13 protein-coding genes are annotated in these 12,598 nt (G+C 63.2%); 1 reads left to right on the forward strand and 12 read right to left on the reverse strand.

Features of this window, described 5'->3' with window-relative positions:
- Window positions 1-91: 91 nt before the first annotated feature.
- Window positions 92-226 (forward strand): hypothetical protein, encoded by a 135-nt coding sequence (locus F3H41_RS21700; RefSeq protein ID WP_280177041.1) that lies wholly within the window; start codon window positions 92-94, stop codon window positions 224-226.
- A gap of 253 nt (window positions 227-479) precedes the next feature.
- On the opposite strand, the gene fliF is transcribed toward F3H41_RS21700, so the two are convergent.
- The 12 genes from fliF to F3H41_RS09490 all read right to left on the reverse strand — a co-directional run bounded on the left by fliF (window position 480) and on the right by F3H41_RS09490 (window position 12,429).
- Window positions 480-2,165 (reverse strand): flagellar basal-body MS-ring/collar protein FliF, encoded by a 1,686-nt coding sequence (gene fliF, locus F3H41_RS09435; protein WP_149738424.1) that lies wholly within the window; start codon window positions 2,163-2,165, stop codon window positions 480-482.
- A 214-nt stretch (window positions 2,166-2,379) separates the two neighbouring features.
- Window positions 2,380-2,772, reverse strand: coding sequence for a hypothetical protein (locus F3H41_RS09440; protein WP_149738425.1), 393 nt, complete (start codon window positions 2,770-2,772; stop codon window positions 2,380-2,382).
- Between the two features lie 82 nt (window positions 2,773-2,854).
- Complete coding sequence (gene cheD / locus F3H41_RS09445; RefSeq protein WP_149738426.1) at window positions 2,855-3,409, reverse strand: chemoreceptor glutamine deamidase CheD; 555 nt, start codon at window positions 3,407-3,409, stop codon at window positions 2,855-2,857.
- Window positions 3,406-3,795 (reverse strand): response regulator, encoded by a 390-nt coding sequence (locus F3H41_RS09450; RefSeq protein ID WP_149738427.1) that lies wholly within the window; start codon window positions 3,793-3,795, stop codon window positions 3,406-3,408. Before F3H41_RS09450 ends, cheD begins: the two co-directional genes overlap by 4 nt.
- On the reverse strand, window positions 3,795-4,853 hold the full coding sequence (locus F3H41_RS09455) for a chemotaxis response regulator protein-glutamate methylesterase (RefSeq protein ID WP_149738428.1): 1,059 nt from the start codon (window positions 4,851-4,853) through the stop codon (window positions 3,795-3,797). The genes F3H41_RS09450 and F3H41_RS09455 overlap by 1 nt, the downstream gene beginning before the upstream one ends.
- On the reverse strand, window positions 4,850-5,749 hold the full coding sequence (cheR, locus tag F3H41_RS09460) for a protein-glutamate O-methyltransferase CheR (RefSeq protein ID WP_188129409.1): 900 nt from the start codon (window positions 5,747-5,749) through the stop codon (window positions 4,850-4,852). The genes F3H41_RS09455 and cheR overlap by 4 nt, the downstream gene beginning before the upstream one ends.
- Complete coding sequence (locus F3H41_RS09465) at window positions 5,749-6,216, reverse strand: chemotaxis protein CheW (protein WP_149738430.1); 468 nt, start codon at window positions 6,214-6,216, stop codon at window positions 5,749-5,751. Before F3H41_RS09465 ends, cheR begins: the two co-directional genes overlap by 1 nt.
- A gap of 24 nt (window positions 6,217-6,240) precedes the next feature.
- Window positions 6,241-8,535, reverse strand: coding sequence for a chemotaxis protein CheA (locus F3H41_RS09470; protein WP_149738431.1), 2,295 nt, complete (start codon window positions 8,533-8,535; stop codon window positions 6,241-6,243).
- A gap of 15 nt (window positions 8,536-8,550) precedes the next feature.
- Window positions 8,551-8,916, reverse strand: a complete 366-nt coding sequence (cheY1, locus tag F3H41_RS09475) for a chemotaxis response regulator CheY1 (protein ID WP_149738432.1) — start codon at window positions 8,914-8,916, stop codon at window positions 8,551-8,553.
- A gap of 11 nt (window positions 8,917-8,927) precedes the next feature.
- Window positions 8,928-9,212: an STAS domain-containing protein gene (locus F3H41_RS09480; protein ID WP_149738433.1), complete on the reverse strand. Its 285-nt coding sequence runs from the start codon at window positions 9,210-9,212 to the stop codon at window positions 8,928-8,930.
- Between the two features lie 127 nt (window positions 9,213-9,339).
- Entirely contained in the window at window positions 9,340-10,986 is a 1,647-nt protein-coding gene (locus F3H41_RS21705) for a globin-coupled sensor protein (protein ID WP_280177042.1), read from the reverse strand.
- Window positions 10,987-11,625: 639 nt separating this feature from the next.
- The gene (locus F3H41_RS09490; RefSeq protein WP_149738434.1) at window positions 11,626-12,429 is read right to left on the reverse strand and encodes a DeoR/GlpR family DNA-binding transcription regulator; all 804 of its coding nucleotides are present in this window, start codon (window positions 12,427-12,429) and stop codon (window positions 11,626-11,628) included.
- Window positions 12,430-12,598: the final 169 nt, after the last annotated feature.

The raw sequence follows: 12,598 nt of genomic DNA on the forward strand, positions 1-12,598 counted from the left end.
CCGCCGCCGCGATCGCTGGATTTCGAGCCATTTCCGCCGCCTCGAATCCCGCAAATCACTACGCGAATCAACTGGATACCAGGATACGCAGATGGCGTGGAAAAACCACCGCTCTGTTCTCGCGATTTACTTTGACGCCGTTTTTCGAGGTGATTCGCGGCCGGTTTCCGCCCCGGATCAGAACGGGAACAAGCCCGGCTGGCATTTTTCCAACGTGCTGAAATAGTTTCAAAATGGTTAATATGGCGTCGGCTTCCGTCCCGATTTCGAACAACCGAAAGGAGCCGATTTTTCAGATCCGCGTGGTGCATAGACGCAACAGTTTCGTCCCTTCGGGACAAGAATCACTACGCCGAGCAGACCGGGACGAGGACGGTCGCGCATCCTTCTGACCCCGCGCCGACCTTCTTTTCAGGACAGAAACGACAATGCCCGCCATGGGGCGGGCAGTGTGATTTTGAAGGATAGTGTCGCTGGGCTCAGGCGGCCTTGTCGACGGCCCACTTGCGCAGGATCTTGGCAGCGCGTTCCTCGCTGATTTCGACCATGCGGGACAGGCGCCGCTCGGGTCCTTCCTTGACGCGGCGGTTGAAGCCGCCGGAGGTGTCCTCGTCGAGGCTGAGCAGGTCGTCGGTGCTGTCGAAGCCGAAGTCGGAACCGAAGCCTTCCATGAGGGCACCGCCGCTCGCAACCCCTGCCGGGGCAGGAGAGAAGTCGGGCAGTTCCAGGCCGGCGGACTCGGTTTCGATGCCGGTCGGTGTGCCAAGGCCGACGGAGCGGGCGAGCGGGCGAAGACCGAGCCAGACCACGAGGAAGGCGACGGCGAGGAAGGCAACCGCATTGATAATGCCGCCGAGGTTCTGGGTGAGGACCGAGAGCACACCGGGGCCGGCGACCGGTTCATCGACCAGCTGATTGTCGACGAAGTCCATGGCCGTCAGGGTGACAACGTCGCCCCGCGCCGTATCGAGGCCGGCGGCCGAGGCGACGATCTTCTGCATCTCTTGCAGATAGGCGTCGATCTTGGCCTGGTCCGCGCCCTCGCCGAGCATGGTGGCGACGCGGCCCTTGTTGACGACGACGGCGACCGAGAGCTTCTCGATACGGTAGCTGTTCTTGGTGGTCGCGACGGTCTTCTGGTTGATCTCGTAGTTGGTCTGCTCTTCCTTCTTCTGCGCCTGGTCGCTCGACTGCGGACCGGCGGCGCCGCCCGCCGGGGCTGCCTGCGGCACGTTCTGCTGCACGGTGGCGGCATTGTCGGCCTGCTGGCGGCTGGACTGGGTGTCCTCCTTCGTCACACGTGTCGAGCGCTCGACACGGGATTCGGGATCGAAGATGGTTTCCTGGATCTGCTGGCTGTCGGTGTTGAGGTTCGCGGTGACGCTGGCGCGGAAATTGTCCATGCCAAGGAACGGTGCGAGCGCCTTGTCGATGTTGTTCTCGATCTCGCCCTGTACATTCTGGACGATGGAGAGCGACTGGTTGAGATTGTTGCTGGCCGGATCCGTGCCGGTCGCCAGAAGCTGGCCCGTGGAATCAAGGATGGTCACGTCATCGACATTGAGGCCCGGAACGGACGAGGCCACCAGATGACGGATCGAGGCCGCAGCATTGCGGCCGACCGTCGCGCTGGCGCGGATCATGACGGATGCGGTGGGCGTCTGGTCGGTGCGCCGGAAACTGCCGCGCTCAGGCATGACGATATGGACGCGCGCTGCGGCGATCCCGGAAATCTGCTGGATGGTGCGGGCGATCTCGCCTTCGAGCGCCCTCACCCGTGTCACTTCCTGCATGAAAGAGGTGAGGCCGAGGGAACCGACATTGTCGAAGAGCTCGTAGCCGGCATTTGCGCTGTTGGGCAGGCCGCGCTCGGCGAGCATCAGCCGCGCCTTGCCCGTCATGCCGACGGGCACCTGCACGGATGCACCGTCCGTGCCGACGTTGAAATCGATGCCCGCTTCGGCCAGCGCGATGCTGATCTGGTTCACGTCAGGCTTTTCAAGGCCGACGTAGAGGGTTTCGAAGGCCGGTTTGTTGACGTAGAGCCCGGTGGCGATGATGACGCCCATGGCGAGGAGACCGGCTGCGGCAAGCGCTACGAGCCTGCCCTGCCCGAGACTACCCAGGTTTTTGGCGATGGTCGAAAATTGTTCCAACAGATTCATTCTGTTCCGCACCCAATAGCGCAACGGGCATCGGAGCAGACATCGCTCCCCCCGGTGTTGCGCAGGTCAACACATCGGCCCGGCTGTCGAATCACGCCGCATGCGGACGCAGATCCACCGGTTCCGAGATGACTCTAGGAAACGAAACTTGCGCGAACTTGTCTTTGGAGTGCCCCTTCGGACGTGCCGCGGGCGGGAGAATGAAGCTGAAGACCTAGAAGGCTTCGAAGGCGCCGGCGGATTCATCGATCGGCTGGGAATGGCCACGCCGGAGCGAACCATGGCCGAGCGAACGCTGCATGTCGGCAAGCTTGATGAGATTGACCGCCGTCGTCACATCGACGAGCCACTCGGCCGGAATGGTCGAGGTCACGGTGTCGATGAACTCGGCAAGGCCGCGCGTCTTCTGCACGGCAAGATCGATGCCCTGCAGCACCATCATACGGTCAGCTTCCGTCAGATGCGTCTCACCTTTGGTGTCGGAAAGCTGCGGTTCGATACGCTCGATCAGATAGGCCACGTCGTGCAGCTCCGAGACGATGCGCATGAGCACATCCGGGAGCGCTTCCTCGAAATGACCCGAATGGGCCTGGCGTTCCGCTGTCATGTCATCCGTCCTCATGCTTGCGCCGCGGCGCCGGTTTTTTCTTTGTTGCAGCAGACGAAGGCTCGCCGTGGACCGCAACGCCTTAGAAGAATTCGATCGAGCTTTCGGCGGGCTTTGCAACCGGCGCCGGACGGGTTTCCATCTGAACGGTCTTCTGGGTTTCGACACCGGTCAGCGCATATTGCCGTGCGCGGCCGCTGACCGGCCAGAATTCCAGCTTGCGCCCATGCTCGCCGCCCGTGCTTTCGCTGACGATCCGGATGCCTTCGTCGCTGAGGAACTGCCGCGCGAAGCGCGCATTCTGCTCGCCGACGTTCGAGAAGCGCGCAATCGTCTTTGCGCCGCCGAAGATCTTGGCTTCAAGCCGGTCCCTACGGGCACCTTTCTTCAGCAGTCCGTTGATCAGAAGCTCCATGAGATGGACGCCGTAACGCGTCGCATCTCCGCCGGCCGCCATCGCCTCCGCCGAACCGGGCAGCAGGAAATGGTTCATCCCGCCGACGCCCGCGACGGGGTCGCGCAGGCATGCCGCCACGCAGGAGCCAAGAATTGTGGTCAGCACCACGTCCGGATCGCTGACGACCTTGTACTCGCCCTGGATGACGTGAACACGCTTTCCTGCATGGTCCATGCTCATTTCAGCGCCCCAAACACGGCTTCGATCGCCGCCTTCATCTTTTCAATGGTGAACGGCTTTGCCAGCACGTTGTTGGCACCGAGCGCCGCCGCCTTCTGAACCAGCGCGCGGTCGCCCTGCGCGGTCAGGATGATGAACGCCGCCTTCTTCGTCGCCGGGTTGGCGCGCACGGCCTGCAGCAGGCCCAGCCCGTCCATCTTCGGCATGTTGAAGTCGGAGATCACCAAGTGGTGGGGCTGCTGGGCCATGATCTTCAGGCCCTGCTCGCCGTCGCCGGCAGCCGTGATCTGCTTGAAGCCGAGCTGCTGCAGGGCATCGCCCAGCAGAAGACGGCTGGTGACCTGGTCGTCGACGATCAGGACTTTGATTTTTTCGGCGATAGACATTATTCCGTTCCTTCTTTCCGGGCGGCCGTAGACTTGATGACTTCCTCTCCGATCGCCGAGAGGGGCAGTTGATGTTCCACGGCACCCATTTCGTAAGCGACGCGCGGCATGCCGTAGACGACACACGTCTTTTCGTTCTGCCCGAAGGTCCGGGCACCCGCCTTTCGCATATTCAGCAGGCCGGTTGCGCCATCACGGCCCATTCCGGTCAGGATGACGCCGACCGAATTGCGGCCGGCAACTTGGGCGACCGAGTCAAAGAGCACATCGACCGAAGGACGATGACCGTTGACCGGGTCGAGATCTGCAAGCCGGCATGAGGGCGACGAGGGATTGACGACCTGCAGATGACGTTCGCCGCCCGGCGCCAGATAGACGCGGCCAATGTCGAGGCGCGCGCCGTCGGTCGCCTCCTCCACCTGCGGGGCGCAGAGGCGGTTCAGGCGCTCGGCGAAGCTCTTGGTGAAGGTGTGCGGCATATGTTGCGTGATCACCGTCGGCGGGCAGTTCTTCGGGAACTTCTGCAGGACGGCGATGAGGGCTTCGACACCACCGGTCGACGAACCGATAGCGATGATGCGGCGCGAGGCCCGGTAATCGGACTGCGCGTTGACATTGGCCGCCTGCGGCGTCGCCAGGCGATTGGTGCTGATCATGGTCTTGCGGTGGGAGCGGGCCGCTGCCTTGACCTTCTCAGCCAGTTCGTGGAACGGGCGCGGATCGCCCGGCAACGGCTTGCCGACGCAGTCGAAGGCGCCGATCTCGAGCGCGGCGATCGTTGCTTCGGCGCCCTTGTGGGTCAGCGTCGAGACCATGATGACGGGCATTGGACGCAGCCGCATGATCTTGTCGAGGAATTCGAGCCCGTTCATGTTCGGCATCTCGATGTCGAGCGTCACCACATCAGGATCGAGTTCCTTGATGGCGGCACGGGCCTGCATGGCGTCGGCAGCCTGGCCGACGACGCGGACCTCGGGATCTGCACTGAGGACCGCCGTGATCAGCCCGCGCATGGTGGGGCTGTCATCGACGACCAGGACTCTTGCTTGCGCCGTCATGCGCGGCCTCCCTTGCCGGTGTACCGATAGGTGGTGATGCCGATATTGTCGAAGAGCGACTTGGCATCGCCCGACACGCGTTCGGAATGACCGATGTAGAGGTGCCCGCCGGGCTGCAGCATCTGGGCGAAGCGCGACCAGATCTTCATCTGGGTCGGTTCGTCGAAATAGATGACAACGTTGCGGCAGAAGATCACGTCGAACTGACCCTTGAACGGCCACTGGCCGAGCAGGTTGAGTTCGTTGAAGGTGATGAGCCGCTTGACCTTGGCATCGACCTGCCACTTGGGCCGGCCATTGACCGAAACCTCCGAGAACCACTGCTTGCGCATGGCCGGATTGACGGTTTCGAGGGCACCGGAATCATAGGCACCGGCCCTGGCGATCGCGAGGATCTTGGGGTCGATGTCGGTTGCAAGGATCTTGAAGTCATAATCGGCGACGTTCGGCATCATGCCGAGGACCGTCAGGGCGATCGAATATGGCTCCTGCCCGTCCGAGCAGGCGGCCGACCAGATGCGAACCCGCCCGCCGGCCTTGGCGCGCTGGATGAGCTCGGGCAGGACATCGCTCTTGAGGTGATCGAAATGGTGGTTCTCGCGGAAGAAGCGCGTGAAGTTCGTCGTCAGGTGCGAGAGCATGTCGCGCCGTTCGGCGGCACCGGCCGGCGAGGCAACGAGCGCGCAATATTCCTTGAAGCCGCTGAGGCCAAGATTGCGGATATGCTTGGACAGCCGGGAATAGACGAGCGAGGCCTTGGTCTCGTTCAGATAGATTCCGGCATCGGAATAGATCATGGCGGCGATCTCGTTGAGATCACGGCGCGTCAACGGGTACTCCCCGGACGCGAGGCACTCGTCGAGGGACAGGCGGCTGTCGATATGGGCAACGGCCATCATGCCGCCTCGCTTTCGCTCTGGGGGAAGATGGCATCGAGTTCGATGTAGCAGATCAGCCGCTTCTCGATGGCGAGAATGCCGCGGGCGAAATTGCGCTCGAACTCGGAGGCCACATCCGGTGTCGGCTGAATGTTCTCGTCGGTGATCGTCAGGATGTCGGAAACGGCATCCACGAGCAGGCCGACGACCTTGGTATTGACCTGGGCGACGATGATGACGTGCCGAACCGTGGGCTCGGCCGCCTTCATGCCAAGGCGCATGGACAGATCGACGATGGGCAGGACGGCACCGCGAAGATTGATGACGCCGAGCACGTAGTAGGGCGCGTGGGGCATCGGCGTGGCTGGGGTCCAGCCACGGATTTCACGCACCGACATGATGTTCACGCAGAATTCCTGGTCACCGATCCGGAAAGCGATCAGCTCCCGGCTCCCCTGAACAAGATTTTTTGCGATGTTGCTCATGACACTCAATCCTGAACCTTCACCTTAACCTGCTGCTGCAAGCGAGCTGTCGGACCGAAGCGGCTGGCCGCGCGAGGCGGCGACAATGGCATCGACGTCGAGAATGAGCGCGACGCGGCCATCACCGAGGATCGTGGCCGCAGCGATGCCGGGCACGTGGGTGTAGTTCGCTTCCAGACTCTTGATGACCACCTGGCGCTGACCCTGGATCGCATCGACCATGAGGGCGCGCTGGCCGCCGCCTTCCGATTCCACCAGAAGCGCCACGCCATCCACCGGATTTGCCTGCTGGTAACGGAAGTTGAGGATCCGGCCGACATCGACAAGCGGGCAGAAGGAGTTGCGGATCGAGATGAGCCGCTGGTTGGAGCCGAAGGAATGGATGGCCGAGGGCTCGGGCTGCAGCGTCTCGACGATGGCCGTCAGCGGCACGACGAGCGTCTGCCCGGCCACCGTGACCACCATGCCGTCGAGGACGGCGAGCGTCAGTGGCAGGCTCATGGTGAAGGTAGAGCCGTTGCCGGGGCGCGAGGAGATCGAGATGCGACCGCCAAGGGCCTGGATCGAGCGCTTGACCACGTCCATGCCGACGCCGCGGCCGGAAATGTCCGAGATCTTGTCGGCCGTGGAGAAGCCCGGCATGAAGATCAGGTTGTCGATTTCCTCGTCCGAGAGGTTGGCGTCGGCGGCGATGAGGTCGTTGTCGATGGCCTTCTGGCGCACGCGTTCGCGGTTGATGCCGGCGCCGTCGTCGGCAAGCTCGATGACAATACGGCCCGAGCGGTGCTTTGCCGTCAGCTTGACCGTACCTTCCGGATTCTTGCCGTTGGCGACGCGCTTTTCGGGCGTTTCGATGCCGTGGTCGACGGCGTTGCGGATCATGTGGGTCAGCGGCTCGGCGAGCTTGTCGATGACCGTCTTGTCCACCTCGGTGTTTTCACCTTCCGTGACGAGGCGGATCGACTTGCCGACCATGTCGGCCACTTCGCGAACGATACGCGACATGCGCTGGAAGACGGGCTTCACCGGCTGGGCGCGGATGGCCATCACCGAGTCCTGGATCTCGCGGGTCAGCTGCTGGAGTTCTTCCAGCCCCATGTTGATAGAGGAGGTGCCGTTGGTGTCGTTCTCGACAACGCTCTGCGAGAGCATCGCCTGGTTGATGACGAGTTCGCCGACGAGGTTGATCAGGCGGTCGACGCGGTCGAGATCGACGCGGATCGTCGGCGTGCCGGCGGCGGACTGGGCGTTGGCGGCATTGTTTGCAGCGGCGGCGGCGGCCGGGGCAGCGCGCTGCTCGGCCGGCTGGCGGGCGGCCTGACCGGCCATCTCGACAACTTTCGCGGCCGTCGCGGCAGCGGCGACGGCAGCCTGCTGGTCGCTCGCGATATGCTCTTCCTCTTCCACGACGCCAATCGGGCGATCGTGGTCGTCATTGTCGTCGAGCAGCGCCAGATCGAAGGGGATCGGCTGCATCGGCATGTCTTCGTCGGCCGGCGCGCCCGCATTCGTCACGTCGGTGACGTCGAGGTCGCAGTCCCATTCGGCAAATTCGAAAACGGTGCGAATGCCCTCTTCGCCCTTGTCGGTCTTCACCTGGATCTTCCAGCTGAGGTAGGCGCGCTCGGGATTGAGTTCCTCGAGCGGGGGCAGTTCGTCGGTGTTGCAATAGATGCTCATCTCGCCGAGCTTGGAGAGATCGCGCAACAGCAGCGTGGCATCGTTGCCCTTGGCGAAGAGCTCGGACTTCGGCTTGAAGATTACCTCGTAGGTCGGGATGACCATGAGGACTTCGCCCTCGTCGACGGCGGTTTCGAAATCGTCGAAGGAGAAGCCGACGGGCTGGAAGCCTTCCTCATTGACCGGCGCCGGCGCGGCAGCGGCAGCCGGCTGCGCGGCCGGCTTGGCAACCGGCGTTTCGGCGGCGACCGGGATCTCGCCATTGGCGAGCGCTTCGAGTTCGCGGATCAGCTGCTTGCTGCGCGCCTGATCCACGGAGCCGCCGTCGCGGGCAGCATTGGTGAGGTCGGCGAGGACGTCCGCCGACTTCAGCATCACCTTCAGGACTTCCGGCCCGGGCTCGAGCTTGTTGGATCGAACGCAATCAAGAGTCGTCTCGAAAACGTGGGCGAATGCCACGAGATCGTCGAGGCCGAACGCACCCGCGCCACCCTTGATCGAGTGGACGGCGCGGAAGACGGCATTGACCGTTTCCGGGTCACGATCGCCATCGTTCAGCTTCAGAAGACCCGATTCCAGTTCCGCGAGCTGCTCTTCGCACTCCTGGAAAAAGATCTCTTTGATTTCGTTCATATCCATGGGGAAAATCCTGGATTAGGCGGTTACACGTTCGATGGCATCGATCAGCTTGGTCGGATCGAAGGGCTTCACGATCCAGCCGGTGGCGCCGGCCTGGCGTGCGCGGTTCTTCTTTTCCGCATCGCTTTCCGTGGTCAGGACGAGGATCGGGACGGCCCGGTACTTGTCGTTGCGACGCACGCCTTCGATGAAGCCGAAGCCATCCAGACGCGGCATGTTGATGTCGGTGACGATGACGTCGGGATTGGCTTCCTCGAGAACCTCGAGGCCTTCGACTCCGTCTTCCGCCTGATAGGTCTCGAAACCCGCATTGTTGAGCGTCACCAGAAGCATGTTCCGGATCGTGCGGGAGTCATCGACCGTGAGCACTTTTTTCTTCATACCTAAATCTCCTAAGCCGCCAGATGATCGAAATTGATGCCGATCAGCTGGGTTGTTTTCTTGAAAGCGTCCGACACCTTCGAAAAGGTAAAGGGCTGTTTGTCGTTGTCCCAGGTGCGCGAGGCCGCCAGCAGGACCTGCACGCAGAGGGTGCCCGTGCGCTCGACTGCCGATGCGTCGATGGTGACCGGCTGGCCGCGAACGGCGGAAAGGGATTCGTGCAGCGCGGTTGCCTCGTTCATGTCGAGAACCGGCTTGAGGGTGATGGTCTTCGGAGCGCTTTTTCTGGCTGCCATTCGCTAGTATCCCTTTCCCGAGGTGAAGGCTTGGCGCGGGATCTGTCCCGCCGCCGACGGCATGCCCCCTCGGGGCGGGCCCTGCGGCTCGAAAGCGCGGCGTCGAAGCGCCACCATCCGCACGGTTTCACGCATGGCGCGATCCCCCGGCAGCAAGGCGACGCGGAAGTTCAAGGGCGCCTTCGAGGAAGGAGAGACCTTCCTCCTCCTCCGGCGCCTCGCTGCGGCCGATCGCAATGCGCGATTCGCCGCGCGCAGCGGTCGGCTGGGCGCGATCCTGATAGGGTGTCCGCTCGACGTGGAATCTGCGGATCGTCGCGCCGAGTTCGAGGATGACGGTCGACAGGTCGCTTGCACCCTGGCCTGCGGCGCCGGCCGTGCGGGCCGTTTCACCGACAGCCCGCGAGAGATCGCCTAGATCGCGCGTGGCTGCATCGAGCGCGTCGACATGGCGGGTGGCATCGGCGGAAATCGTGGCCATGGCCTTGTTGATGTCGGTGACCTGCCCGACGATGGCGCTGATGGCATTTTGCGTGCGGCCGACAATATCGACGCCGGTCTCGACCTGCGACTTCGTATCGGAAACGAGCTGCTTGATTTCGCGGGCCGCATCGCCGGAGCGCTGGGCAAGGGCGCGCACTTCCTGCGCCACGACGGCAAAACCGCGGCCGCTGTCGCCGGCACGGGCGGCTTCGATGCCCGCGTTGAGGGCAAGCAGGTTGGTCTGGAAGGCGATCTCGTCGATGGCGCCGATGATCTGGCCGATCTTCTCGGCAGAGTTCTCGATATCGGCCATGGCGGCGATTGCCTGACCGGCAATGGCGCCGCTCGCCTCGACGCTCTCGCGCGCCGTGCCGGCGTCCCGCTCGGCATCGCGGATGCGGGCAGCACCGGCGCGCAGCGCCTCGGTCATTTCGGCAAGGCCGGCCTGCCGTTCGGACAGGAGATTGGACTGGTCGGCGGCGCGTTCGGCAATCTGGCCGGTCTCGGCGACGAGGCTGGAGGCAAGCGCACCCGCACGCTCGGCCATGGCGCGCCCCTGAAGACAGAAGTCGCGCAAATCATCCAGCGCTTCATTGAAGGTTTCGACCAGCGGACGATGGCCGCCGGCGGCCTCGGCATTGGCGCGAACGACCAGATTGCGCTCGCGCAGTGCCCGGACGACATCGCCGAACAGTTGGTCCGTCGCGGCCTCGTCCTCGGCATGCTGCTCGTTCAGCTGGCGCTGGTGGCCAAGGCGCAGATCGTTGAAGCGCAGGGAAACGGCGATCTCCAGATCGACGAAGGCCATGCGCAGGACCGATGCGAGAATGGACTGCAACTCGTCCCGGCGCGCCTTGCCGGCGCCGAAGACGCCGCGGGGCCAGAACTTATCGACGAGTTCGCCGACGAGATGTTCAACGACGACCGCGTGTCCGGCAACCTGCCATCGCGGCTCGACGCCCATGCGCGCCTGCGCATCGGCGAGCACCTTGACGCGCTCGGCATAGAGGCTGTCGAAGCGGGCGTCGGTCAGAACGCTCCAATGGGACAGGTGAAGATCGTGCAGGCGATCCAGAGACCGCTCGCTCTTGAAGGCGCGGCCGGCGTCCCGACTTGTCTGAATACGCTGGAAGTGATCGCGGATGGCCGCTTCAACGCGCTCGGAGAGCACCGTGCGCTGGGCGCGAATGGCCGTGCAGGCCGCCTCGTCGAGGCCGGCAAAGCGCAAACGGTCCTGCAGGCTGCCCGCCCGCTCCCGTCCCGCCTGTTCCTGTGCCTGGCCCTGATCCACTCTGTTCCCCGGTCTTCAGAGGTGCATGACAATGGGGACTTGCGGGCTCTTGTCGTGCCCGCGACCCACCGGATACGGCGATCACAGGGCGCTGACCCTTGCTTTTCTGGTCCCACGAAATTGACTGATAAGACTGCCATACCGGGCCGTGACCGGTGCAACGAAGCGGCGTCATGCCAAGGCGGGAGACCAGCCGTCACCCATTCCGACGTGCAAGACAATGTTTATGGTTAATTCCTTGCTTGAAGGTTAACGTCGCCCCCCACCCCCTCGTCCTTTCGGAAGTGCTCACGTTCCGGAACAGGCCGTTCTGCAGGGCCTTGATCAAGGTTCGGGCAAGGCGATCTCACTACTTTCAACCAGGGCGATGAACGCCTGGAGTGGAACCATGATCGTTCTGACAGTCACGGCAGCCCTGCTCGCCATGCTCTCGGCAATCGCCATCGGCATTCATGCCGGCGTCGCGCGTCGACCCCGGCGCGCCGGCCGGCTGCCGTTCTGACCGCGCGTCATCGCGCAGCCATGCCGGAACCCGGCATGCGGCCCCGACGGGGTGAATGATAAAACAATCAGATAGGAAGGCCGACGCCTGTGCTAGCGGCCAAAGCGTTGCGTCGGCCCAATGCGAGTTGAGCGCCCTTAACCGGCCACGCCCGCACGCCCCACCGTCCCCTCTTCAGCAATCACGAGCCGGACGCCGGCCTGCTCCAGCATCTGCGCGTCCCGATCCTCGACGTTCCAGTCGGTCACCACGGTCGTGATCCTTTCCAGCGCGCAGAGGATCAGGCTGGAGCGGTGACGAAATTTCGAGGAATCCACAAGAACCACCAGTTCGTCGGCCTGGTGGATCAGCTTCTGTTCGGCCTGGATCAGCAGCGGGTCCGTTTCCATGAGGCCGAGCGGGCCGATGCCCTGGGCTCCCATGAACATGCGGCGCGCATAGAAATTGCGCGTCACGTCGTTGTCGAAGGGGCTGAGGATGATGTTGTGCTCGCGGTAGACCGTGCCGCCCGAGAGCATGACGGTGTTCTTGGAATGCTTGATCAGGTGCTCGGCAATGGGGAAGGAATTGGTGAAGACCGTCATGCGCCGGCTGGCAAGCGGATGCACCATCGGAAAGGTCGTGGTGCCGCCATTGATGATGATCGGCTCGCCATCCTCGCACAGCGCCACCGCGGCACGGGCGATCGCGTTTTTCTGCCGGGCATTCAGCCCCTCGTTGACGGCATAGGGACGACCGGCAAGACCGAGGATCGACGGCGGCGTTAGGGCTTCGGCGCCACCGCGCACACGCCGCAGCTTCTTTTGCAGATGGAGTGCCGCGATATCGCGCCGGATCGTCGCTTCCGAGCTGCCCGTGAGGTCCACGAGCGCGGCAACAGTTGCGACCGGCTGCTGCTGGATCGCCGAGAGAATGACGCGATGGCGTTCCTTTTCATGCATGAGGCGGACCCTTTCTTTCACGATCATCCTTGACGCCGTCATGATCAATGTCAATCAAATCTAGGCACAGGATCGCCAATTTGACGATTTGTGATCGTTTATGATTGTTCTTGATTGACATTCGCCAGCCCTGCGTGGAATCCTGCAGCATCGACAGTCGGCACCTTGA

Source organism: Rhizobium sp. RU20A, assembly GCF_900155885.1.
GTDB lineage: Bacteria > Pseudomonadota > Alphaproteobacteria > Rhizobiales > Rhizobiaceae > RU20A.

Coding starts and splice junctions, on each gene's coding strand:
- F3H41_RS21700 (WP_280177041.1), top strand. CDS start 92: ATGGCGTGGAAAAACCACCGCTCTGTTCTCGCGATTTACTTTGACGCC.
- fliF (WP_149738424.1), bottom strand. CDS start 2,165: ATGAATCTGTTGGAACAATTTTCGACCATCGCCAAAAACCTGGGTAGT.
- F3H41_RS09440 (WP_149738425.1), bottom strand. CDS start 2,772: ATGACAGCGGAACGCCAGGCCCATTCGGGTCATTTCGAGGAAGCGCTC.
- cheD (WP_149738426.1), bottom strand. CDS start 3,409: ATGAGCATGGACCATGCAGGAAAGCGTGTTCACGTCATCCAGGGCGAG.
- F3H41_RS09450 (WP_149738427.1), bottom strand. CDS start 3,795: ATGTCTATCGCCGAAAAAATCAAAGTCCTGATCGTCGACGACCAGGTC.
- F3H41_RS09455 (WP_149738428.1), bottom strand. CDS start 4,853: ATGACGGCGCAAGCAAGAGTCCTGGTCGTCGATGACAGCCCCACCATG.
- cheR (WP_188129409.1), bottom strand. CDS start 5,749: ATGGCCGTTGCCCATATCGACAGCCGCCTGTCCCTCGACGAGTGCCTC.
- F3H41_RS09465 (WP_149738430.1), bottom strand. CDS start 6,216: ATGAGCAACATCGCAAAAAATCTTGTTCAGGGGAGCCGGGAGCTGATC.
- F3H41_RS09470 (WP_149738431.1), bottom strand. CDS start 8,535: ATGGATATGAACGAAATCAAAGAGATCTTTTTCCAGGAGTGCGAAGAG.
- cheY1 (WP_149738432.1), bottom strand. CDS start 8,916: ATGAAGAAAAAAGTGCTCACGGTCGATGACTCCCGCACGATCCGGAAC.
- F3H41_RS09480 (WP_149738433.1), bottom strand. CDS start 9,212: ATGGCAGCCAGAAAAAGCGCTCCGAAGACCATCACCCTCAAGCCGGTT.
- F3H41_RS09490 (WP_149738434.1), bottom strand. CDS start 12,429: ATGCATGAAAAGGAACGCCATCGCGTCATTCTCTCGGCGATCCAGCAG.